Here is a 25,668-nt window from a genome sequence, read left to right on the forward strand (position 1 = left end):
ATAATAGCATGATTCGTTTATCGATGCAATTATCTTTTAATATTTTTTTTTGCTTGTTTGCCAAATGAGACATCGTGAAATTCTTCAAAGAATTTTTGATTGTTTTTCGTTTTACGTAAAAATTTAACAAATTGCTCTGTGTATTCTAAAGAATCACCTGTCATATGGTTACGCAGTTTCCAAGTTTCTTCCAACTGATCAGAAGACATTAGCAAATCTTCTTTACGGGTACCTGATTTTTTGATATCAATTGCAGGGAAAATACGACGATCTGCCAAATCACGAGATAAGTGCAGTTCCATATTACCCGTTCCTTTGAATTCTTCAAAAATAACGTCGTCCATTCGACTTCCTGTATCCACTAATGCTGTGGCAAGGATCGTCAAACTACCGCCCTCTTCGATATTTCTAGCAGCACCAAAGAAACGTTTTGGCTTATAAAAAGCTGCAGGATCGATTCCACCACTCAAAGTCCGTCCGCTTGCTGGGATCACTAAATTATATGCGCGAGCTAAACGAGTGATACTATCCATCAGAATCACGACATCTCGTTTGTCTTCGACCAGACGCATTGCACGCTCTAAAACTAATTCAGAGACACGTGTATGGTTTTGCGGTTGTTGATCGAATGTTGAAGAAACAACATCGCCTTTCACACTACGTTCTAAATCGGTCACTTCTTCAGGTCGTTCATCGATCAATAATAAAATTAATTCTATATCTGGAAAATTTTCTGAGATACCATTGGCGATTTCTTTTAACACACTCGTCTTCCCTGCTTTTGGAGGTGCCACGATCAATCCCCTTTGTCCAAAACCAACAGGAGAAAAGATATCGATCATGCGTGTTGATAATCTGCCTGAAGTTGTTTCTAACTTGATTTGTTTTTCGGGGTAAAGTGGTGTTAATGCTGGGAAATGCGGACGCTCTTTTGCTTCTTCTGGATCTTTCCCATTGACACTTTCAACATGCATCAACCCATAATAACGTTCCGATTCTTTTGGAGGACGAGCTTTTCCAGCAACTTTGTCGCCGTTTCTTAAACCAAATCGGCGAATTTGCGAAGATGAAATGTAGATATCTTCAGCACTAGGTCCATAGTTAATTGGGCGTAAAAAACCATAGCCGTCTTGAGAAACTATATCCAAAATTCCTTCCATGAAGAAAAAACCTTGCTTCTCAGCTTGCGCTCTGATAACGGCTAATGAAAGTTCTTTTTTATTCATTTGACTATAATAAGGGATCTTGAACTCTTTAGCATAAGAATAAATATCTTTTAATGTGCTGTTTTCAAGCTCCGCCATTGTTAAATAGTCACTCATTTAGCCACCTCGATTTCTTCTTCTGTTTCAATCATTTGAATATCGGCACCAAGTGCTGTTAATTTTTCTATAATATGATCATAGCCACGTAAAATGTATTCTACGTTATAAATCGTTGTTGTACCTGTTGCCATCAATCCTGCTATTACTAGACAAGCACCAGCTCTTAGATCTGACGCCACGACTTCAGCACCATGCAATTGTGCAGGACCATTGATTACGATCATATTGCCTTCGATCGATGCATCTGCACCCATTCGTACTAATTCTGGTATATGTTTGGTCCGTTGTGCATAGATGCTATCAATAACCTCACCAGTTCCTTTGGCTTTTAACATCAAAGGTGTGATTGGTTGCTGCAAATCTGTCGCAAAACCTGGATAAGGATAAGTTTTAACAGTGGTCATTTTTAGATCATGGGACGGATGAACTTCGATCATATCTTCTTCGATCGTCATTTTTACGCCCATCTCTTGTAATTTGGCAATAAAACTTTCTAAGTGTTCATAAATCACATTACGAACTTTTATGCCTTCACCCATTGCAGCAGCTAAGGCTAAGTATGTCCCTGCTTCAATACGGTCAGGAATGATCGAATGACGACAGCCGTGTAGTTTTTCAACGCCTTCAATTCGAATAATATCCGTTCCAGCACCACGGATGTTTGCCCCCATATTGTTCAATAATGTTGCAACATCGATAATTTCTGGCTCACGCGCAGCATTTTCAATAATCGTTTTGCCTTCTGCTTTCACTGCGGCTAACATCACATTGATCGTAGCACCAATAGAAACCATATCCATAAAGATTCTCGTTCCATGAAGCCCATCTTCGGTTCTTAGATACATTGCGCCGTGTTCATTAGTTACTTTAGCTCCAAGAGCTTCAAAACCCTTTATATGAAGATCAATGGGACGTGGACCTAGATAACAACCACCTGGAAGTCCAACAACCCCTTCGCCAAATTTCCCTAATAGTGAACCCATAAAGTAATATGAAGCACGAAGACTATTGATTTTGCCTTTAGGCATTGGAACAGAAACGATTTCTGTTGGATCTATAACTAGTGTATTGTCAGTAAAAGTTGTTTTAGCACCCATGATTTCTAAAATTTCAATTAATGAATGTACATCTTGAATATCAGGGACACCATCTAATGTTACTGGTGAATCAGCTAAAATAGCTGCTGGAATTAGAGCAACTGCACTATTTTTAGCTCCGCTGATCGATACTTCTCCTGTTAAAGGACGATTACCATTGATTACGATTTTTTTCATTTATTATTCTCACCTATCTATGTAAAACAAATAGTTTTATTTTTTTTTTATAATATACCCAAACTATTCTAACACATTAAAGGACAATAAAAAAGCCAACAGCCATTCGCTTTTGGTTATTTTTCTTCATTCACCTAATTTTTCAATCATTTTTGAGCATTTCAAAATAAAAAGGCGTAGTATAAATATTATTTTTAAATAAAAAACTGAGATTACAGAAGTCTGTAGTCTCAGTTTTTCTAGTTATAAAATCAATTATGCTTTATTAGCAGAACCGAACCATTCGATACGTTGTTCAACTAATTCAGTAACAGCTTTTGTTCCTGGTGCTAATAATTTACGAGGGTCAAAGCCTTTACCTTCAAGATCTTTGCCTTCTTCGATGTATTTACGAGTTGCTGCTGCAAATACTTCTTGACACTCAGTGTTAACGTTGATTTTAGAAACGCCCATTGAGATGGCTTTTTGAACTTGTTCTAAAGGAATACCTGATCCACCGTGTAATACTAATGGAATGTCACCAACAGCGTCAGCGATTTCTTGTAAGTGATCAAATGCTAAACCAGTCCAGTTTTCTGGGTAAGAACCGTGGATGTTACCGATTCCGCATGCTAGGTAGTCAATACCTGTAGCAACCATTTGTACACATTCTTGTACGTCAGCTAATTCGCCAGAACCGATGATTCCGTCTTCTTCACCGCCGATTGAACCAACTTCACATTCTACAGAAACGCCTTTAGCATGTGCTTTGGCAACAACATCTTTCGCTTTTTCGATGTTTTCTTCAAATGGTAAGTGAGATCCGTCAAACATAACTGAAGTATAACCAATTTCGATACATTCTAATGCATCTTCATATTCACCGTGATCTAAGTGAAGAGCAACTGGTACAGTAATGCCCATTGAATCGATCAAGTCTTTAACTAAATCGTAACATACTTGGTATCCGCCCATGTATTTAGCCGCACCCATAGAAGTTTGGATCAAAACTGGCGCTTTTTTAGCTTCTGCAGCTTCAAGAATCGCTTTTGTCCATTCTAGGTTGTTTGTGTTGAATCCTCCGACACCGTAGCCGCTTTTGCGAGCTGCTTTAAGAAATTCTGTTCCTGATACTAATGGCATAATAAAATTCCTCCTAAGTTTTAAAAAAACTTTATTTGTTAAGGATATCCTTAACCAACAGTTATATTTTAGCAGACTTTTTAGTACTTTTCTACTAAAATTGACTTTTTCAGAAAACTTTTGTCCAGACTTTCACAAAACTGTAGACACTTTCTTCTTTTTGTCAAAAAAAAGAGTGAAATAGCCTCTAGTTCCTACCTTCACTCCAATAAACATTATAATGATAGACGAATCCAAACGACTAAAATAGTTATTAAACTGATAAATCCCATTAGTCCAAACATTGTCCATTTCGTTTGCTTCGGTAGGTCAAATTCTTCGTTCTCATTTAATAAACTTCGATAAAAACATAAGCACAAAAGAAATCCTGGAATATTCAATGTTAATAATTGCTGAACCATATTGAATTTTATGTAAAAACCTAATAAGGAATGCCGACAATCACTTGAATTACCAATGATGTATAGACCAAAAAGCTGAAAAATCATTAAGAAAACAACAATACTTGTTAGAGCCAAACTCGGTATATTTGTAAAAATAGTAATCACTTCAACCTTTTTGACCGCTGCAAAAATCAAACTATATACACCAAACAACGACAAAAGTGTCGACCAATAGCCAAACAATATTCTTTTTATTTTAACTGAGTGTAAAAACAGTGACATCACATTCCCTCCTCAAATTCTTTATTTAAATAAGTAACATATTTTCTGTAAATCAAGTCCATTAGTACACTTAATCCCACTAATGATTGAGCTATATGCTCTTTTCCAGAAACTGTAAATGGTGTTGAATAATAAAAATATGCATATTGAGCATGCTCCGCAAAAAAATTATGTGAGAAAGCTGTGATTGCTACAACAGGAATTTTTCGAGCATTTAAAGACAGAATATTTTCTTTGACATCGTCTGTTTCCCCACTTAAAGACACAAATAAAACGATGTCTTCTTTTGTGATCATTGACATGCTGATGTCTAGTTCTGTTTTTACGGGAATAATAATAGAACGTTTGTCACAGATCATCAACATCTTAGAAAACTCTTCGATCACTTTTCTTTGAGAGTAACCAGTCGCATAACAATAAACGGTATTAGCTTTTTGAATCGCTTTACTCAATGACGTAAAATCAGTTTGTTGAGCTAATTTGACTGTGTTTTCAATATCTTTTGTTTGCAGATCGATTAAGTCTGTTCCTGTCGCCCCGATGTTAGTTTGTTTAGATTGCCGCATAAAATACTTGAATTCTGAATAGCCTGAAAAACCTAACTTTTTAGCTAATCGTAAAATGGAGGATTTGGAACTATGGACTTTTTCACCCAACTCAACGATACTTAGACGCATGATATCTTGTTCATTTTCTAAAATATAGCCTAGAATCGCCCAATCCATCTCACTTAATTGTTTTTGGTGTTTTTGCATCAACGTTTCTAAATTCATATTCGATCCCTCTTTTCCTTAGTTCTATTCCCCTAGTATAAAGGATGAAAAATCAAAACGATACTAAGGGAATTTTCTAAGGAAAACTACGTTGAAACAAGACTATGACAACTTAGGCCAAAACTCTTTGTTTGCTTCTATTAAATCCTCTAGAATCTCTTGAGCGATTCGAGCATTTGGAACAATCCTTGACAGCATCAATGCTTGCCATAATTTCTGGTATGAACCTTCTGTCCAAGCTTCCACAACTAATTTTTCAACAGCAACTTGTTGCTCCATTAGTCCCTTTTGAAAATGTGGAATTTTCCCTTGAACGATTGGCTCTGGCCCGTTACTTCCAACGATACAAGGAACTTCTACCATCGCCGTTTCATCAAAATTGACTACAGCACCTTGATTTTCAACAATCAACAACATTCTTTCATGAGTATTGTATGCGATAGCTCTTGCTAGATCCACAATGTATGACGCATGTTCATCAACTTCAAGTGTTGTTCCTTCAGCAGTTTTGGCCTTAGTAATTCGATTACATTCACCAAAAACATGTTTTTCACGTCCAGCCATCACTTCATTTGCTCTTGTATATTCTGGATTGGAATGCGCTACTTCATCCTGCGGATAGAAGTAATATTTCAAATACGTATTTGGCAAAGTAGTTGGATCAACGGCATATACTTCCTTAGCCTTAGCAAACGTATGCATCCAACTAGCATCTGTATGCTGCGATTCCTCAACTTCTTCTTTTAATGAGTAACCATATTCTTGCACATGTTCTTTAATTTTCGGCATCAAATCATTGCCTTTTTTATCTCTAATATCCGTCCACCAACCAAAGTGATTCAAGCCATAATACCGCACCACCATCTCTTTTCTAGAACGTAACCCAACAGCCTTAGCCATCCTCTCTTCAATACCGACTGGCATATCACAGATATTGATAATTTTAGTAGTCGGACGTAATTTACGTGTCGCTTCAGCAACAATTGCTGCTGGATTTGAATAATTTAACATCCAAGCATCCGGCGAATATTTTTCCATATAATCTATCAATTCTAACACGCCACCAATGGAACGCATGCCATAAGCAATTCCTCCTGGCCCACAGGTTTCCTGTCCAATCACACCGTATTTCAATGGTATTTTCTCATCTTTTTCCCTCATAGCATACAAACCGACCCGAATATGAGCCATTACAAAATCAACATCGGTAAACGCTGTTTTAGGATCAGTTGTTGCTAAAAATTGAATCTCTGGCGCCTGCTCTTTTATAATGATTTCACAGGCATCTGCGATTTGTTTTTGTCTTTCTGGATTGTTATCATAAAATTTGATTTGTCTGATTGGAAATTTTTCTAAGTTATCCAATAACATTAAAACGATTCCTGGGGTAAAGGTACTTCCTCCCCCTGCAATTACGATTGAAAATTTCTTCATTTTTTCCAGCTCCTTCTCTTTTATTCGTTTTATTATGTTTCATCGCCCAAAGCCAATAAGTTTTCAAATTGTTCTCTCACTTGGGGCACATCTAAGCCGACGATCACTTGAAATGCCGTACCACTTCTAACGACACCGTGCGCTCCACCTTCTTTAAAAGCGCTATCTGGCAGAACGATTGTTTCATCTTTCACAGTGATTCTCAAACGTGTGGCACAATTATTGACCTTTTCAATGTTATCACTGCCGCCAAACGCTTCTAAATAAACAGCAGCTTGTTCTGTGTATTGATTGGCACCAGCAATCGCAATATCGCCTAACGTTCCTGCTTTTTTCGCTTCTTTATACTCTTTTTTACTATATAATTTAACTTCTTGATCTTCTTCTCTTCCAGGTGTAGCAAAATTAAACTTTAAAATCAATGCACGAAAAACAATAAAGTAGATCAAGGTGAAAGATAAACCAATAATCAATTGAGTGAAAATCATTCCTTTATGATTTGCAAATAACGGAATCCAATTTTTCGCTAATAAATCAATAAACCCACCGCCCATATCGCCTACAACCCCAAAGAAATACATTGTTGCAGCCATCGTTGCTGCTAACACAGCATGTAAAACAAATAATGGCGGTGCAACAAATAAGAACGTAAATTCTAACGGTTCTGTAATACCAGCTAAAACGGCAGTCAATGTTACGGGTATTAAAATTGCTAACACTTTTTTCCGTTTATCAGGTTTCGCTGTGAAATAAAAGGCTGCCGCAATTCCTGGTGATGCAAAAATTTTGGAGTTTCCATGTAATGCAAACCCACCTTGTGGGAATAGCTGTTTGATTGGCGTCGTTGTTTGCGCAAATTCATTTAAGTGAGCCATCCAATATTTCGTAATCCCATTTTCAACAACAGCTGGTCCAAATACAAACGGTGTATAAATGAAATGATGTAGTCCCGTAGGAATCAAAATTCTTTCTAAAAATGTATATAACCAAACACCAAAGGTTCCAGCACTTGCTAAGAAAGTCTGCATTGATCCAATACCCATTTGAATTTTTGGCCAAATTAGGCAAATAAGAAATGCGATCGGCAACATCGTGAAAAATCCTAAAATCGCAATTAACGATGAGCCTTGGAAAATCCCTAAGAAATCTGGCAATTTAGTATCGAAGTAACGATTATGCAACCAAACGACGATTGCTGAAATAAATATTGCCCCAATAATGCCCGTATCTAACGTCTTGATACCCGCAATCATCTTCATGCCACTATCGCCGCCCACTTCTTGGGTAAAATCAACACCAAAGAATGAGCCAAAATAGTCCAACATACTACTGATAAAATAATTACACGTCAGATAAATCACAAAAGCTTCCATTGCAGCTCTAGCATTCGCTTTTTTGGCTAACCCAATCGGTAATCCTATAACAAATAATAATTCCATTTGATTGAATACCGTCCAAGCACCGCTTTCTAAAACAGACCAAATCCCATACCAGACGGTTCCTTCATTTGCAATACTCCCAACGATCATCGGATTTTTGAAAATAATCGCTAGCGCTACCATAATACCGGAAAATGAAAATAATAATACCGGTGTAAACATTGCTCCTCCAAACCGTTGCACTTTTTCCATCACTAATGAAACACCCTCCTTCTGTTTATTTGTTTTACATGTTAGTTATACCACCCGATGAATACGCTATCAATGCTTTGAAGAACTTCTGGGAAGTCAGTTGACAACAAGAGAAAAAGTGTCAATCTCTGGGAAATTTACCATAAAATCTGATAACAAAAAAGCGACTAAGACATAACTCTTTGAGTTATCCCTCAGTCACTGTATATTTTATTATGCGGTTAACATAAAAAACAACCTAAAGTAATTATTTCGTCATGTTGATCAATCCATAAACTACCCAAAGTTTCAAAATAACCTGGCTCCAACTGATCTAAAAATTACTTAGCAATTCTTTCTGTTTCTTCTTTGCTTAACAATTGTTGACCTTCACCTAGCACATGGCTTCAGTTCATGGTACTAAAACCACCAAAGTGACTTGAGTTAAAAATTTCCTTACAACAAAAAAACAAACACTAGCCAATAGGAAGTTGTTTGTTTGTTTTTTTTGTTTGTGTATTCATTATTTCTTCTTATGCTTTTTCATTTCAGGGAAACTCCCTGTACTTTTAAAAATTCGCTGCTCATCTTCATTTGCAAATCGTCCCAATACAGAATGTGTAGGAATGATATTCATAAATGCATTCTCATCTACTGCATAAACAATTTGCTCCAAATCATACAATTCATAACGTGTTATCACCATCATGATCATTCTTCCTTCAACACCAGAATAACCGCCCATCGATGGCAGTAGAGTCATCCCCCGAACCATCTGCTTTGAAATTGCCTGTGTCACGATTTCTGGCTGAACGGTCACGATCATCGCCGTTATCTTTTGGTGACTTGTATGGATTGTATCCACTACTTGAGTCATACAGTAAATCGAAATAATCGTATATAACGCACTTTCCCAGTCAAACACAAATCCTGCGATTGCCACAATGATTCCATTTAACATAAACATATAATTGCCAACCGTTTTCCCAGTAGTTTTGGATAAAACCAATGAAATAACATCCATTCCGCCAGTCGTAAATCCCATCTTAAGCGACAATCCTGCACCAATCCCAATCAACACACCACCTGCGATCGCATTCATCAAAGGATTGGTCGTGATTACTTCGATTGGAATCAAAATGGTCGTTAAAGAAACCCATGCGACATTTAAAAAGCTGTAAATCGTTGATTCTTTTCCAAGTTTCATAAAACCTAAAATAAAAATAGGAATATTTAGTAATAAAATAAAAAGTCCAGTATCTAGCGTGATTCCCAAATGTGTATGCAATAGCGTTGCAATAATTTGCGCAACTCCATTCATACCAGCAGAAAAAACTTTCGCCGGAATCAAAAAAAAGTTCAAACTGATTGCTACTAAAATTCCGGTAACAAAAATCACAGCAAACTTTTTCAATGTCTCACTTTTTTTATATGAAATAACCCACTTACTCATCCAAAACCTCCCAATCTTCTGGAAAGCCGTAATCATTCTTTCCAGCTTCTATGTTTTATTTTCTAACATAGAATCCCTCGAATTAGAATAACAGGTTGCTTAATAAAAGAAAAGAAAAAAAGCAGAAAATGAGGATTATTTTATTCTTATGATCTGACCGTTCAATCGATCTGCTTTCCTTGATTCAACGCTCCTATCAAAAATGTTTTTTTTACTTGTTTCTTCCCTATTTAATGGTACTATAAAAGTAAGAAATACTGAGAGGAGATTAGCAAATGGCAGCAAAAGAAGCAAGTTTTGATGTAACATCGGAAATGAATATGGAAGAAGTCAAAAACTCGATCCAGATTGCAATGAAAGAAATCAAAAATCGTTTTGATTTTAAAGGGTCAATCGCAGATATAAAATTAGAAAACAATAAATTAGTCGTGGTCGCTGAAGATGATTATAAAATCGAACAAGTAAAAGATGTCTTGTTCAGTAAACTAGTCAAAAGAGCTGTACCTATCAAAAACATCCACTTTTCAACAAGTGAAAAAGCCCTTGGAGGTTCTGCTCGTCAATATGGCGATTTGATCAGTGGCATTGATAAAGATAACGCCAAAAAAATCAATGTTGCGATCAAAAATTCTGGTATCAAAGTGAAATCGCAAATTCAAGAAGACCAAATCAGAGTCACTGGAAAAAGCCGTGATGACTTACAAAAAGTGATTGCTTTGCTTAGAAATTTAGACTTACCTGTGGAGTTACAATTCACAAATTTCCGTTAATAAAAAGTATAACGAGTTAAGACCTTGCCAACTCGTTATACTTTTTTATTTTATTGGCTTAAAAAATCAGCCAATGCTTGCGAATCTTTCCCACTATTCAACCCTACAATCAAGCGAATTCGAGCTTTTGGTCCATTTAATCCTCTAGAAAAAATAATGCCCATTTTCTTTAAATTAACACCGCCGCCTTCATAATCGTAAATATCTTCTGCTATGCCGTTAGAACACCTTGACACTAAAACAATCGGAATATTTCTAGCTAGAACCCTTTCCAATGCAGGTAATGTTTCTGGTGGTAAGTTTCCTGCCCCCAATGCTTCTATCACAATACCATCCGTTTGCTCATTATTCACTAAATCAAATAAACTACCATCCATGCCAGCATATGCTTTGATCACATAAACTTCTCCAGCAACATTCTCTATATCGCAAACCTCTTGAGTGCTTACTTCACTTGCAAAAAAAGTTCGTTCTTTAGCAATCATACCAATTGGACCAAACGTTGGTGTCCGAAATGTGGCTACATTTGTGGTGTGCGTTTTTGTCACATAGCGGGCTGTATGAATTTCATCATTCATTACAACAAGCACACCTCTGCCATAAGATTCATCCGAACAGGCTGTCCAGACCGCACTGATGAAATTATATAAACCATCTGTCCCAATTTCATTGCTTGAACGCATTGCTCCTGTTAAAACAACTGGAATTTTATGTTCCAATGTAATATCTAAAAAGTAAGCTGTTTCTTCTAATGTATCTGTTCCGTGAGTAATGACCACTCCATCGACATTTTCAGTATAAGCTTTTTGAATGCGTTGTTTTAATTCCAGCATTCGCTCTAATGTCATGTGAGGAGAAGGAATATTGAAAATCGGTTCAACAATCAAATTGACTTTTCCTGCTAATAACTCTTCTTGATCAAGCAATGGGTTCATGTTGTTCGTTGTCACATTTCCATCTGCTTCCTTTGACATTGAAATCGTGCCGCCTGTATGTAAAACTAGGATTGTTTTCATCTTTCGTCTCCCTATGATTATTTTATTTGAATCACTCTGAAATTATACTGCTCAAAAAAGAGCCGATAATCAAGACTTCGGCTTTTTTCAACTCACTATACTCATCACAAATGAGCATTAATTGATGGATCAATACTTGTTTCAGTATACCAGTTAGGTGTATTTTTTCCTACCATCTTCTGTCTAATCAAGGTGCCAAAATCCTTCCAAAAACTGCTTAGTCCGATCGTGAGAATAAGATGTTTGAATCTGGTCCCAATGAGGCGGAAAAAAACGCTGAACAGCGGACGTTGAAAAACGCTGATCTAAAAGTAATACGACGCCTCTATCACCAGTATCTCTAATAACTCTACCAGCTGCTTGCAAAACTTTATTCATCCCAGGAATTTGATAAGCAAATTGAAATCCTTGATTGTTTTCCTGATCATAATAGTCTTTGATCAACTCTTGCTCATGATTGATTTGTGGCAAGCCCACTCCAACAATTGCTGTACCGACCAATCGACTCCCCTTTAAATCGATTCCTTCTGAAAAGATGCCTCCTAAGACACAAAAACCAACCAAAGTTTCTAGCGGATCCAACACAAAATCAGCCAAATAGGCTTCTCGTTCAGCTTCATTCATCATGCTTGCTTGTAACTTTGTTTTAACGTTTGGATTCCTTTTTCGAAACAGTTCATAGATAATGTCCATGTAGGAATAGGAAGGGAAAAACACAAAGTAATTGCCTTCTTTTTGCTGGATCATATTCGTCAGACTATCAACAATTTTTTCATAACTATTCGCACGTTCTTTGTAAGTGGTCTGGATATATTTTTCGATTATCAATAATTGATTTTCTTTTGGAAAAGGACTTGGGATTCGATAACGTAAACTTTCCTCTCCCCCACCTAAAATTTTTTGATAATAATCAAGCGGTGTTAAACTTGCTGAAAATAAAATACTGGCTTTACCTTTGTCTAATTTTTGTTGTAAAAGATAGGTCGGATCGATACAAAATTGCTTGACCAAAATGTCATGATTTTGACAATTTACATACGTGCAATAATGATCATCATACCCTTCACTGATTTTAGTATAATTAAGCACCTCAAAATAAACAGATAAGACTTGATTCAATTCAATATGATCTTGGTTTTCTGGAAGCCATTCTTTGATTTTTTCAGCTGCAGAATAAGCTGCTCTAACCAGAGAATCAATGGGTGCATTTTGATGTAAAAATTCTTTTCCTGCTTCCTCACAGATCAATTTGATTTTATCAAATTCTTTTTCGATTTTGCTAAGTGCGCGAATCAGCTTATCTTGTTTTTTATCAAGAGTTCCCTTTAAAATCGACAGCTTATTTTTAGATAACTCAGCTGAATACATTTCTCGCGAACGATTAACTAAATTATGCACCTCGTCTACTAAAAATACATTTTCTTTAACTTCTGTCTGCTCCTCAAAAAAACGTCTTAAATAAACAACTGGATCAAATAAATAATTGTAATCGCAAATCACTAAATCACACCACAAACTAACATCTAAAGACAATTCAAACGGACATAAGGTATGCTTTCGTGCGTAAATTTCAATAACTTCACGTGTAAACTGATCTTCATTATTTAATAAATCCCATAGACCTTCGTTCAAACGATCATAATAACCATTAGCGAAAGGGCAAGCTTCCGGTGTGCAATTTCGCTCACTCAAAAAACAAATCTTGTCCTTGGCTGTTAGTGTTACGCTCTTTAATTTCATGTTCTTTTGTTTCATCGCTTCCACGGCATCTTCTGCAACTTGACGAGTAATTGTTTTAGCAGTTAAATAAAACGCCCTTTCAGCTTGTTCCTCACCGATCGCCTTTAGGGTTGGAAATAAGGTTGAAATTGTTTTCCCAGTACCAGTCGGTGCTTCAACAAAGAGTTTCTGATCACTCAAAATCGTTTTGTAAGCTGCAACCGCTAGTTCTCTTTGACCTGCCCGATAATCTCCATAGGGAAAAGGTAATTTTTGCAATGATCGGTTCCGAATTTTACGCCAATTTGCTTTAAAAATCAGCCACTGCTCATATTTTTGTGTTAGATCTTCAAAAAATACTTTTAGCTCGTCTTTAGTAAATTCTTTCTCTTGGCGAGTGATTTCGTCAGTTGTAGTTTGATAATAGGTCAACTGTAATGTAATTAGTTCCAAGCCTTCTTGCTGACAGTAAATATGGCCGTAACACATCACTTGATACCAATACATGTCAATTTGTTCTTCCAACAAATCTGAAAATGCTGGTTCTGATGTTTTGATTTCATCAATTACTGTCCGCTTTTTATCATCAACAAAAATGCCATCTGCTCGACCTTCAATTATGTATGTTTGATGATTCAATTCTATGTTAATGGCTAATTTGACTTCTTTTTGATAATTTTCGCCAGCTATCTTTTGAAGTTTCCGATGAATCTTAGCACCTTCTAACGCGGTGTGTTCACTCGTATGCCTAGCATCAATACTCCCTCTGCGCAAAATAAACTCCACTAATCTGCGGACTGCGATTCTTTGTGTATTCTGCATGTTCAATCCCACCTATCCTATCACTATTATAGAACATACATTCGTAAAATAAAAGAGGAGAGAACAAAATAAAACTGTTTTGTTCTCTCCATATAAAAAAGCATCAAGTAGAATAATCACTATTTATTTTGACATATTCATAACTTAAATCACAGCCAATTACTTCAAAAGTTTCCGATCCTTGATGTAAGTCTACCATTAAATAGATATCTTCATTTTGTTCAATGTATTCTGTTATTTGATTGATACTTTGTTTCTCCTCATTATTATTAGAAAAAATCGGATAGGCTCCATAAAAAATTTCTACTTTATTCTGATCAAAAATCAACCCATCGGTTTTACCAAGAGCCATTGCAATTCTTCCCCAATTAGGATCATTACCAAATAATGCCGTCTTGACCAAAGGGGAGTTGATAATCGATTTTCCAGCTTGTTTTGCTTGTTCTTTTGTTTCAGCATTTTTGACTGTGACAAACATCGTTTTTGTAGCTCCTTCAGCATCTTTGACCACATCTAAAGCTAGCTCTTTGCAAACTTGATTCAGTGCCCTTTGTAATTCGCTTGTTTTGAGTTCATGATACCCACTAGCTAAAAAAGCTACAGTGTCACTTGTGCTTGTATCCGTATCAATACTGATTGTGTTAAACGATTGGTCGACAGCTTCTTTCAGCATAGTATATATTTCTTCTTTTTCAACTTTAGCATCTGTCACGATATATGCTAACATTGTCGCCATGTTAGGCTCGATCATTCCTGAACCTTTAACAATACCTAAAATAGTTGCATCTCCGACTTTTAAACTGCGAACTTTGATTCGTTGATCCGTTGTCAAAATAGCATGGGCAAAATCGGCATAGTTTTCTTTTAGATCAATTGATTCTTTTTTTAAGAAGTCTTCTATGATATCGATTGGCAATTGCGGACCAATCATTCCTGTAGACGAAGGTAAAATATCTTCTTTTTTGATCTTCAGTTTATCGGATAAAGTTTCTAAAATTCTATATTCATTTTCTCTTCCTATTTTTCCAGTTGCAACATTGGCGATACCACTCGTCACTACAACTGCTTGTAATTCAGCATTTTTCACATGATTTTGCCCGATAGGGATACATTCACCACAAAATGTATTCTTCGTAAAAACAGCTGCTGCATGACAAACTTCATCAGCCACAATCAATCCAAAATCTTTTCTTTTTTTCTTGATCCCGACATGTGTCCCATAAAACTTAAATCCTTTTGGCCCATTTTCATACTTTCCCATCAATAACACCTTCCCATACATGATCAACTTACGTTCAATAAAGAACATTGCTTCCTAATTTTATAAAAGTATAAATCAAATGGTGAAGATAGTCAATGCATTTTATATCACAATTAAGCATTTAAAAGGATTTTTATACACAAATAAAGACTAATTACGCATATTAATGTAAAATGAAGCCTTTTTTTATACAAAAAAACACCCAGATTTCTCTGGGTGCTACAAATTTAATCAACTGATTAATTATTTTTACCAAATATACGTAAGAACGCTAAGAATAAGTTGATGAAATCAAGGTATAACTGTAATGCAAAGAATACTGCAATTCCTGTTCCAGCTTGTCCACCCGTTTCATTGTAAACTTGGCGGATCCTTTGATTATCATACGCCGTAATTCCTGCAAAAATCAACACCATCAAAATTGAAATGAAAAATGAGACTGCACTACTACGTAGGAAAAAGAAATTAATCACCATTGCAATGATGATTCCAATCAATGCGCTATACGCCGCATGTCCCATTGCTGATAAATCTTTCTTCGTAAACATCCCAACGAGTGACATTGCGCCAAACGTTGCAGCTGCACTTACAAACGCACTTACCACAGTTGCTTGAGCATACATTAGCAATGTTGCAGATATTGTCACGCCATTCAAGATGGAATAAACTACGAATCCACTAACTGCTAAACTTGGATTCTTTTGGGCTTTTAGTCCTAAGAATAAAACTAAGCCAATTTGTAGAATCCATAATCCAAAAAATAACGCTGAAGACTTTAACAATGTAACCAAAACGATTGGATAAACCGTTAGGATCAGATATGACACTAGTGCACTAACCCCAATACCCATCGCTAGAAATGCGTAAATTTTTGAATAAAACTTATTTAAGCCAACATTGGCTACTGCTCCATTATTCATCTATATCTCCTTCTTTCTCTTCTAAATCTGCTAACGTCACTTGAGGGGGTTGTACCATCACGACCGCATCAAGTACCCGATCTTCTTCTTCATTGACAGCTTCAATCGAAATCGTCACAACATCCTTCATCTTATCTACTTTGATCACTTCAAACTGAAACGTCAGTGTCTCATAATGAAAAACTGGCTCAACAAAGTTCACCGAAAAATTGACCACATGAGAACCCGGTCCTGGTAAATGCTTTGAAATTGCACTGGTAATGATTCCCATCAGCATAATCGATGGAACGATTGGTTTGCCATATTCTGTTTTTTGGGCATAATCATGTTGGATATATAAGGGATTGGCATCGTTTGTTAAGCCCAAATAAAGAAGTAAATCTTTATCTTCGATCGATTCGGTTAAAGACAGCGAATCGCCTTCCTCAATATCTTCGATGGTTTTGCCTAATTTTCTCGGTTTTCCGATATTCAAATTAGTACACCTCCACTAATGATAAGATAATTGTACCAAAATGACGATAAAAGGCAAGTTAAAAAGAAGAGGCTTCAGCAAAACGTAAAAACGGATTGTTGAAACTTCTTCTTTAAGTTTATTATTTTATAGTACACTTCTCGTTGTATTACTTAACAAGGTTTCATAAGCCTGTTCAAATTTTTGAACATCTCCAGCCCCCATAAAGACCATTACAGCATTTTCATGATCTAAAAGTGGAGAAACATTATCTTCTTTGATAACTTGCCCACCTTTTTGAATTTTATTCCCTAAATCTTCGATTTTCACATCACCTTGTTGCTCTCTTGCAGAACCAAAGATATCACAAAGATAAACAGCGTCTGCCAAATCCAGCGCCTCTGCAAATTCATCCATCAATGCGATTGTACGTGTGAATGTGTGTGGTTGGAAAACAGCAATGATTTCTTTATCTGGGTATTTTTGACGAGCACCATCGATTGTTGCAATGATTTCTGTTGGATGGTGAGCGTAATCATCAACAATGATCATGTCTGAAACTTTTTTCTCAGTAAAACGACGTTTCACACCTTCAAAAGTCAACATTTCTTTTGCCACTTTTTCCATATCTAATTTTTCAAAATAAGCTACGGCGATCACACCTAAAGCATTCATGATATTATGTTGACCAAAAGCTGGTAAAACAAAGTGTCCGACAAACGTTTCGTGATGGTAAACATCAAAAGAAGAACCTTGTGTTGTTCGTTTAATATTTTTAGCTTGAATGTCATCATCATCTGCTAATCCATAATAGTAAATCGGTACATCTGTTTTTAACTGGCGTAGATATTTATCATCACCATAGGCAAAAATCCCTTTTTTCACTTGTTCAGCCATCGTTTGGAAAGCAGAAAATACGTCTTCAATACTTTTAAAATAATCAGGGTGATCGAAATCGATATTCGTCATGATCGCATAATCTGGAGAGTAAGCTAAAAAATGACGACGATATTCACACGCTTCAAAAGCAAAAAACTCAGCATTGGGATCACCATGACCTGTTCCATCACCAATCAAATAACTTGTTGGTGCGATTCCAGTCAAAATGTGAGAAAGTAAGCCTGTTGTACTTGTCTTCCCGTGAGAGCCAGTTACAGCTACACTCGTATAAGGTTGGATAAAGCGCCCAATAAAATCATGATAACGAATAATTTCAGCACCTAGTTCTTTCGCACGTACCAATTCTTCATGGGTATCAGGGAATGCATTTCCTGCAATAACAATCATATCTTTTGTAATATTATCAGCATTAAACGGTAAAATACTAATACCAGCTTTTTCCAAATCACGTTGTGTGAAGAAATACTCGTCTACATCAGATCCTTGCACTTGATAACCTTTTTCAAACAATACGAGCGCCAACGAACTCATTCCAGAACCTTTTATCCCAACAAAATGATGTAATTTATTTTCTTGATTGCTCATTTTAATCCTCTTCTCTTAAAGTCTATATAAAACGTAGCTTTTTTAAACATTTTCCAATCGTACGCAACCCATTATCATATAAAATTGTGAAATAATCAACTAAAAAAAACTCAGAATCCTTTACTTTGCAACAGTAATAGGACTTCTACCATCATCTCTTCTATGTTACGTTCCAACTAAGCAACTATAATGAGTTACAGTAAAAAGCTGAGACAAAACCAATTTGGCTTTGTCTCAGATCTTTTTCACTTAAAATACTTACTGTTCTCTAATTCCATACTTGAATCTTTTATAATACCACTTAAGGATTTATCTAAAATCCCCTTTTTTTTCTCATGTTCAGCTTCTGCTACTTTTTGACCATACGCTGTTTGACTTTTAGCATTTTCTTTGGCTGTCTTCAGCTCTTTTCGAGAACGCGGCAAGGTATGACTAATATCTTCTTCTTTACCAAATCTTTCCATATCGGGCTTGATTTGTTGGTATTGACGTCTTGTTACTGGGATTTCAGGTGAACCTTTGGGAATATTAAACTTTTGAACGGTCGGGTCTTCATTCCCCTTTACTTGAAATGCTGCAGGCTCATCATCAAAAAGCAAATAAGAATTTTGGTCTTTTTTCATTGATTCTGCTAATTCTTGCTCAGTCAAAACTGGTGCTTTTTCCTCTGGGATCACAGACGCAGGAATATACTTTGGTACAAAATATGAACGAGTATCATAAGTAAAATCTTTTGAAAAAGCTGCTTTATTTTTATTAGAAGACTGCTGAGAGCCAAAACCGTAAGAACTTCTTTTTGGTAGATTACCAAATAGATTGTTTTTTTGCTTTGGTGAAGTCGTTTTATTGTGAGTCATCATATAATTTGGCAGATTAGATTTATGGCGAGCTAATTCTGCGACTTGTTCTTGACTATGTGAGACATGTTGATTGTTCGTTTGTGTAGCTTGTTTGTGCAACACTGGTTGTACACTTATCGGATCAATTACTGGTGCACTTTGTTGTGGTTGTACTACTGTTTTAGAAAGCATTGGTTCTTCTTGAAACAATGTTCGTTTATTTTCAGAAACTAATTTTACGCCTAATTCGTCGTCATAAGCTGGAAAACGAAAATGTTTTCTTTTGATTTGAGTTGGGTTTTCCATTCGAGTCATTCCTTTATTCTACTTTCTGTCAATTCTACCATAAAAAAGTGGAATTCTAAACAATTTGCCTTACTTTTTCTTTTTTCTTATTGTAATTTTATTTGAACGTTTTAATTTCTATAAAAATTAGTCGCTGAAACAAAACGCAACGTTTCGTTCAACGACTAACTGAATAGTTATTTCTATGGGTAAATACGGTTCAATAAACGTGGGAATGGACTCGCTTCACGAACATGTTCGATTCCAGCTAACCATGTAACGGTACGTTCTAACCCTAGACCAAAGCCTGAATGTGGAACAGAACCGTACTTACGTAAATCTAAATACCAAGAATATTCTTTTTCATCTAGATTATGGTTACGAATTTGTTCTAATAAGTAATCATGGTCGATGGCTCTTTCAGAACCGCCGATGATTTCACCGTATCCTTCAGGCGCGATCATATCCGCACAAATCACGACATCGTCACGAGTTGGATGTGGTTTCATGTAGAATGCTTTGATTGCTTTTGGATAGTTTAAGATGAAAACTGGACGATCAAATGAGTTAGCAATAAATGTTTCATGTGGTGAACCAAAATCATCGCCCCATTCAATATCGTCAAATCCATTTTTCTTCAGTAGCTCAACCGCTTCATCATATGAAATACGCGGGAATGGTAGTTGTGTATATTTTTTCAGAACTTCTCTGTCACGCTCTAAAACATCTAAAGCATGATCACAATTGTCTAATACACTTTGAACTAGGAAAGCTACGTATTGTTCTTGTACTTCTAAGCTTTCTTCTTGATGCATGAAGGCCATTTCCGGTTCGATCATCCAAAACTCGATCAAGTGACGACGCGTTTTTGATTTTTCTGCTCTAAATGTTGGACCAAAGGAGAATACTTTACCGAAAGCTAAAGCCGCTGCTTCCATGTATAATTGTCCGCTTTGAGATAAATAGGCTTTTTGATCAAAATAATTTGTTTCAAATAAATCTGTTGTACCTTCAGCTGTACTCGCTGTTAAAATCGGTGGATCGATTTTAACAAAGTTATTGTTATTAAAAAATTCATATGTCGCACGAATAATTTCGTTACGAATTTGCATGATTGCATGTTGACGTGAAGAACGTAACCATAGATGACGATGATCCATCAAAAAATCTGTCCCATGTTCTTTAGGTGTAATTGGATACTCATGGCTTTCACCAATCACTTCGATCCCTGTTACACCAATTTCATAACCAAATTTTGATCGGCTATCTTCTCTGATTTCACCAGTAATCCATACAGAAGTTTCTTGAGTTAAACTTTTTGCTAATTGAAAAACTTCTTCTGGGACTTCACTTTTTACTACAATTCCTTGAAAATAAGCTGTTCCATCACGTAATTGTAAAAAGGCAATTTTTCCGCTCGAACGTTTATTAGCGATCCAAGCCCCTATTTTGACTGTTTCCCCTACATGATTTTTTGAATCAATAATTTGAATTTGTTCCACGATCGTCTCTCCATTCATCTATTCTTTTACCTATCCCGAATTAAGTATTTTATTTAGTTGATTTTTTCTCAATAAAGGCCGCAATCCGTTTGACTGCTTCTTTTAATGTATCTAAATCCGTTGCATAGCTGATCCGAACATTTTCAGGAGCGCCAAATCCAGCACCTGTTACGAGTGCGACTTGCGCTTCTGTCAATAAATCGTCTACCCATTTAGTGACATCTGTATAGCCGCACATTGTTAATGTTTCTTTGATGTTTGGAAACAGATAAAATGCACCATGTGGTTTTTCCATTTTAAATCCTGGCAATGCTGCGAACAACGGATAAATCTCGTTTAAACGTGCTTCAAATGCTTGTCTCATGATTTCAACCGTGTCTTGTTCGCCAACTAATGCTTCGATTGCCGCATATTGACTGACAGCGGTTGGGTTGCTTGTAGATTGTGATGCAATATCATTCATTGCAGAAATGATCATTTCATCACCAACCGCATACCCAATACGCCACCCTGTCATAGCATAGCTTTTAGAAACTCCATTGATAATGATCGTTTGTTTTTTGATAGCTTCAGATAATATCGCAATCGGTGTAAAGGTAGCTCCATTATAAACAAGTCTACCATAAATATCATCAGCAACGATCAAGACGTCATTTAATACTGCCCACTCACCGATTTTACGTAGTTCCTCCGCAGAATAAATCATTCCTGTCGGATTAGAAGGTGAATTTAAAATCAACAATCTTGTCTTATCTGTTCTGGCAGCTTCTAATTGTTCTACTGTTACCTTAAATTTTTTTTCTTGGGCACATGAGATAAAAACAGGTACGCCTTCGGCTAACTTAACTTGTTCTCCATAACTTACCCAGTAAGGAACTGGGATGATCACTTCATCATTTGGATTTAATACCGCTTGAAAAAGAAGATATAAAGCAAACTTGGCTCCGTCTGTCACAATCACATTGTTTGCTTGATAATTTAATTGATAATACGTTTCAATATGTTTTACTACAGCTTCACGTAATTCTTTGATTCCAGCTGACGGCGTGTAGTAGCTAGCTTTTCCACTTTCAATCGCTTGAATTGCTGCTTGCTGTATATTTTTAGGCGTAGTAAAATCTGGTTCACCAACTGTTAAACTTAAAACATCTTTGCCAGAAGCTTTTAGCTCATTGGCTTTAGCAGCTGCAGCTAGCGTTACAGAGGGTTCTAATTTTTTTGCTCGATTTGATATCTCCATATTATCGCTCCATTCATTTTTTATCAGCGGGAGGAATGAACCAGTTCAGTCTAATAGGCTCAAACCTAAATAAATATCACTTTAACTGTGTTCATACCATCATTTCTACTTGTTTCAACAAGTAGATGATTATCATACAATTGCTGTTCTCTTCAAACTATCTCATAAAACTGTCTCGTCAGACATTTTTGATGATCATAATCTCTTCAGCTTTTTCAAATGACAATAGATAGTAGCTTAACGATCCACCATCATTTTTGGTAACGACTTCCCACGTTGGTTTATCGTTATAAAGTCCTAAACTGATTTTTTGAATGTTCTTTTCTTTATAATCTGTTTCCATTATCTGGCGAATGTGGCCTTCTTCTACACCATCTTTTTGATTTAGGACAGTGACTTTGTCACCTGATTTTGGGATAATCACAGCTAGTGACTCTCCTTTGTCGTCCTTACCAGTTACGCTAAAATAGGTTTCTTTTCTAGTAAACCAATAAAAATTATCCACTGTTTCCAGATGTGCATATTCTTTGGCTATTTCTGTTGCTTCTTTTTTCGCTTGTGTCCTTGGATGTGTTGAGCGAATATAAAAAATAGTTATCATTACAATAATCACTAATAAGGCCGCAATTACACTTATTAGGATCTTGATTTTTCTTGATTCCTTTTGATCTTCTTGTTCTTGCAATCTTCTCGCCCTTTCCAAACTTACTGGCTACCATTATAGCAGAAAATCAGTTTGATTTAATAGATAGCAGACAAATTTATTTATTTAAAAATTCTTTTAGATCTGAAGTTATCTCAGCTAATGATTCTTCTTTCACTATTAAATCTTTCGGCAATGATTTTAACATGCGTTTACCATATCTTGCTGTTACCAAACGTCTATCCAAAACGACTAATGCTCCTTTGTCACCATCAGAGCGAATCAAACGCCCTAAGGCTTGACGCAAACGCAGTGCAGCTTTAGGCAAAGCCTCATGAGTAAATGGATTGATTCCTTTCTCTTCAAGGTAATCGTAACGAGCTTTGACAAAAGGCCGCTTAGGATTTTCAAATGGCAAACGTGTGACTATCAACAGTGACAATGCTTCTCCTGGCAAATCGACACCTTCCCAAAAACTGTCAGCACCAAGTAAGACACTATTTTTTGAATGTGCAAAACGTTTCAGGATTTTTTCACGACTACCGCTTATGCCCTGAGCTAAAAGTTCTCTCCCAACATTTAAAAAATGAGGATGCAAACGATAATATACACTAGATAAAATCTCATGTGACGTAAATAATACCAATACAGAACGATCTTGCTCTTGTGACAATTCTTGGATTACAGACGCGATATATGCAGAAAATTCTGTAGCATTCGCTTGACTGATTGCAATACCTTCTGTGGGAATATATAAGCGTGCATTCTGCTCGTAATTATAAGGATCTGGCAATGTCTTAAATAAAACATCCGTCAAGCCTAGTTTGTTTGGCAAATACTTCTTGTCATTACCAAACTTCAAAGTTCCGCCTGTGTATAGAATTCGTTGGTAGCGGTCATACCACGTCGTCTCAGGTAAAATACTTGCCTCTAAATCATTGATTGCAAGCAATCCATATCCTTGAGGTGTGGTGCTGTATTCTTTGATCCAGCGTGGATGCCATTCGTTGACATAAATATCAAAACATTCATACAGAAACACAATCCGTTCAAAAAATTGCAATAGACTGACAAATATAATCCGCTCAGATGCTGTATATTTGTCCACCTGATCAACAATCGACTGTTGTAACCTATTTTGAATCTCCTGCATCTCAGTTAAAAGTACTTCGATTTTTTGAATTGAAGTTTCTCCATTTAAGGATAAATGATCGAATAGCGGCTTAGTCAACAGTGTAGCTTCCAAATTCGGTTGCATTTCATTTTTAAATAGCTGGTTTATTTCATAGAACAAATCACTGAACTCTTCCACCAAATCATTTAACGCCTTAGAGTAAATACGCAATAACCGCTGTTCTTGCACTTCTGATTCAAAAATTTGATTAACTTGATCAAACAATTGGTCTTCTTCCAGATAAAGATTTGCCTGCTTTTTAAATGAAACATAGTTAAACTGGCGATTAGCAATCTTCCCAGCAATATCTGGTAGATGGTGTGCTTCATCAATGATTAGGTATGAACTTTTAGGTAAAAGCGGAACCTCCCTGAGCGTTTCTTGCGCTAAGAAAGCATGATTGACAATTAATACATTACTTTGTCTGACTTTTTTATACAGAAAACGCACAAAATCCTCTTGATATAAAGAATCTTGATCAGATAAAAAATCAAGTCCTCGATGAGCAACATCCCGCCAAAAAATGTGATTAAAATTCGTCAATTGTAATTCATCAAGATCACCTGTCTGCGTTTCTACTAGCCAGACAAGAACACCCATTTGATACAAGGCATATTGTTTTTGCTGTACCGGGTTCTTCAGTGTAGCTTTGAACCGCTGTAAATCGATATAATGACGATGACTTTTAATGATCACTGCTTTGATTGGTTTAGGACAAATCTGATTGGCTAACGGTATATCTTTTTCAATCAATTGATTTTGTAAAACAATTGAGACAGTACTAATAATAACTGGATTTTCTGGCGTTGCCAAGTAACTTAGCGGGAATAAATAGCCAAGTGTTTTTCCTGTTCCAGTGGCTGCTTCAATAAACAAATTTTTATTTTCATCACCTGTAAAATGGTCAAATACTAAATTCATCATGCGGCTTTGCTCTGATCGATAGCCGATTACATCTGAAAATCTTTTTTCTTTAGCTTTTTTATTTTGAGGAAAAACTGGGTTTCCATATAATTTTTCTTCAAATAGCGGAACTTCTTTTCTTCTTAAAGCAATTCCAGAAACAACGTGCTGTTCATTTGCTAAAGGTTGAATATCTCGTTTCATTTCTTCATAAATATGATGGATATAAGAGCTAGTGTCCATACCAGTTTGTTGACTCAAGCGATCGATTGTTTCCATCGTGATCAACGGTAAGCGATGCATTTTAGCTTCAATTAAAAGCAAAAGTTCTGCCGTTACTTGCGCATCGCTATCTGCTTGATGAGGATTGTCATGAACCAATCCTAAGCTCTCAGCCAAGTCGCCTAAACGAAAACTTTTTTCTGTCGGCAAGAAAATCTGAGCGAGTTCCACCGTATCGATTCCAGGGATTTTTAATTTTGGTGTACCACAACGTATTAATTCTTGCGTTAAAAACGAATAATCAAAATAGATATTATGGGCAACAAAGACAGTATCCGCTAATAGATTGTAGATTGTTAATGCAACATCTTCAAAATAAGGTGCTTTTTGCACGCGAGAGTTACTAATACCTGTAAGTTGCTGAATCTGCTTAGAGATCGCTTGATTAGGATTGACATCAGTCGCAAAACGGGAAATTATTTTTCCTTCTTGGATCAATACACAGCCGAATTGAATAATCCGGTCAACCGATGGGTCGGTCCCAGTTGTTTCTAGATCAACTACTGCATATGTCTGCTTTTTCCTCATGGGTTTCCCGCCTTTCCTCTATCCTTGAAAATTATACTACAAAATCAACTTTTTTTTTAGTTTTAGTTTGAAAGGTTATGAGATGAGTTTTTTTGGGTTGTCTTTGTTCAATTTGTATTACAAATTTGATTATTTTTCTGCTTAGTAAAAAATAATCATTTTTATAAAT

General features: G+C 36.2%; 20 protein-coding genes. 1 reads left to right on the forward strand and 19 read right to left on the reverse strand.

Going from position 1 to position 25,668, the window contains the following annotated elements:
- Positions 1-29: 29 nt before the first annotated feature.
- From rho to AC4BB5_RS11725, 8 genes are all read right to left on the reverse strand, one after another.
- Positions 30-1,322 carry a transcription termination factor Rho gene (rho, locus tag AC4BB5_RS11690; protein WP_490456298.1) on the reverse strand — a complete coding sequence of 431 codons (1,293 nt, stop codon included), beginning with the start codon at positions 1,320-1,322 and terminating at the stop codon, positions 30-32.
- The gene (murA, locus tag AC4BB5_RS11695) at positions 1,319-2,599 is read right to left on the reverse strand and encodes a UDP-N-acetylglucosamine 1-carboxyvinyltransferase (protein ID WP_490456299.1); all 1,281 of its coding nucleotides are present in this window, start codon (positions 2,597-2,599) and stop codon (positions 1,319-1,321) included. The genes rho and murA overlap by 4 nt, the downstream gene beginning before the upstream one ends.
- Positions 2,600-2,854: 255 nt before the next feature.
- Positions 2,855-3,721, reverse strand: coding sequence for a class II fructose-bisphosphate aldolase (locus AC4BB5_RS11700; protein ID WP_069661959.1), 867 nt, complete (start codon positions 3,719-3,721; stop codon positions 2,855-2,857).
- A gap of 215 nt (positions 3,722-3,936) precedes the next feature.
- Complete coding sequence (locus AC4BB5_RS11705; RefSeq protein WP_490456300.1) at positions 3,937-4,386, reverse strand: hypothetical protein; 450 nt, start codon at positions 4,384-4,386, stop codon at positions 3,937-3,939.
- Entirely contained in the window at positions 4,386-5,159 is a 774-nt protein-coding gene (locus AC4BB5_RS11710) for a MurR/RpiR family transcriptional regulator (RefSeq protein WP_490456301.1), read from the reverse strand. Before AC4BB5_RS11710 ends, AC4BB5_RS11705 begins: the two co-directional genes overlap by 1 nt.
- A gap of 102 nt (positions 5,160-5,261) precedes the next feature.
- On the reverse strand, positions 5,262-6,593 hold the full coding sequence (locus tag AC4BB5_RS11715) for a 6-phospho-alpha-glucosidase (protein WP_490456302.1): 1,332 nt from the start codon (positions 6,591-6,593) through the stop codon (positions 5,262-5,264).
- 32 nt (positions 6,594-6,625) lie between these two features.
- Complete coding sequence (locus AC4BB5_RS11720) at positions 6,626-8,227, reverse strand: alpha-glucoside-specific PTS transporter subunit IIBC (protein WP_490456303.1); 1,602 nt, start codon at positions 8,225-8,227, stop codon at positions 6,626-6,628.
- A 499-nt stretch (positions 8,228-8,726) separates the two neighbouring features.
- A complete protein-coding gene (locus tag AC4BB5_RS11725; RefSeq protein ID WP_490456304.1) occupies positions 8,727-9,656 on the reverse strand; it encodes a YitT family protein in 930 nt (309 codons plus the stop codon).
- Positions 9,657-9,931: 275 nt separating this feature from the next.
- On the opposite strand from AC4BB5_RS11725, the gene AC4BB5_RS11730 reads away from it, so the two are divergent.
- Positions 9,932-10,426: a YajQ family cyclic di-GMP-binding protein gene (locus AC4BB5_RS11730; protein ID WP_490456305.1), complete on the forward strand. Its 495-nt coding sequence runs from the start codon at positions 9,932-9,934 to the stop codon at positions 10,424-10,426.
- Between the two features lie 50 nt (positions 10,427-10,476).
- Here the strand turns inward: AC4BB5_RS11730 and AC4BB5_RS11735 are convergent, their stop codons facing one another.
- From AC4BB5_RS11735 to AC4BB5_RS11785, 11 genes are all read right to left on the reverse strand, one after another.
- The gene (locus AC4BB5_RS11735) at positions 10,477-11,442 is read right to left on the reverse strand and encodes an asparaginase (RefSeq protein WP_490456306.1); all 966 of its coding nucleotides are present in this window, start codon (positions 11,440-11,442) and stop codon (positions 10,477-10,479) included.
- A gap of 183 nt (positions 11,443-11,625) precedes the next feature.
- Positions 11,626-13,983: an ATP-dependent DNA helicase gene (locus tag AC4BB5_RS11740; RefSeq protein WP_490456307.1), complete on the reverse strand. Its 2,358-nt coding sequence runs from the start codon at positions 13,981-13,983 to the stop codon at positions 11,626-11,628.
- Positions 13,984-14,086: 103 nt separating this feature from the next.
- Positions 14,087-15,244 (reverse strand): bifunctional glutamate N-acetyltransferase/amino-acid acetyltransferase ArgJ, encoded by a 1,158-nt coding sequence (argJ, locus tag AC4BB5_RS11745; RefSeq protein WP_490456308.1) that lies wholly within the window; start codon positions 15,242-15,244, stop codon positions 14,087-14,089.
- A gap of 239 nt (positions 15,245-15,483) precedes the next feature.
- Entirely contained in the window at positions 15,484-16,164 is a 681-nt protein-coding gene (locus AC4BB5_RS11750; RefSeq protein ID WP_490456309.1) for a Bax inhibitor-1/YccA family protein, read from the reverse strand.
- Positions 16,157-16,639, reverse strand: coding sequence for a MaoC family dehydratase (locus tag AC4BB5_RS11755; RefSeq protein ID WP_490456310.1), 483 nt, complete (start codon positions 16,637-16,639; stop codon positions 16,157-16,159). The genes AC4BB5_RS11750 and AC4BB5_RS11755 overlap by 8 nt, the downstream gene beginning before the upstream one ends.
- Positions 16,640-16,765: 126 nt before the next feature.
- Positions 16,766-18,103: a UDP-N-acetylmuramate--L-alanine ligase gene (gene murC / locus AC4BB5_RS11760; RefSeq protein ID WP_490456311.1), complete on the reverse strand. Its 1,338-nt coding sequence runs from the start codon at positions 18,101-18,103 to the stop codon at positions 16,766-16,768.
- A 245-nt stretch (positions 18,104-18,348) separates the two neighbouring features.
- Positions 18,349-19,248 carry a hypothetical protein gene (locus tag AC4BB5_RS11765; protein WP_490456312.1) on the reverse strand — a complete coding sequence of 300 codons (900 nt, stop codon included), beginning with the start codon at positions 19,246-19,248 and terminating at the stop codon, positions 18,349-18,351.
- 182 nt (positions 19,249-19,430) lie between these two features.
- Positions 19,431-20,729 carry an asparagine--tRNA ligase gene (gene asnS / locus AC4BB5_RS11770; RefSeq protein WP_490456313.1) on the reverse strand — a complete coding sequence of 433 codons (1,299 nt, stop codon included), beginning with the start codon at positions 20,727-20,729 and terminating at the stop codon, positions 19,431-19,433.
- Between the two features lie 49 nt (positions 20,730-20,778).
- Positions 20,779-21,969: a pyridoxal phosphate-dependent aminotransferase gene (locus tag AC4BB5_RS11775; protein WP_490456314.1), complete on the reverse strand. Its 1,191-nt coding sequence runs from the start codon at positions 21,967-21,969 to the stop codon at positions 20,779-20,781.
- Between the two features lie 178 nt (positions 21,970-22,147).
- Positions 22,148-22,654, reverse strand: a complete 507-nt coding sequence (locus tag AC4BB5_RS11780; protein WP_490456315.1) for a cell wall elongation regulator TseB-like domain-containing protein — start codon at positions 22,652-22,654, stop codon at positions 22,148-22,150.
- Between the two features lie 76 nt (positions 22,655-22,730).
- Positions 22,731-25,499, reverse strand: a complete 2,769-nt coding sequence (locus tag AC4BB5_RS11785) for a helicase C-terminal domain-containing protein (RefSeq protein WP_490456316.1) — start codon at positions 25,497-25,499, stop codon at positions 22,731-22,733.
- Between the last annotated feature and the right edge of the window lie 169 nt (positions 25,500-25,668).

It is taken from the genome of Enterococcus sp. AMC1252 (genome assembly GCF_058216515.1).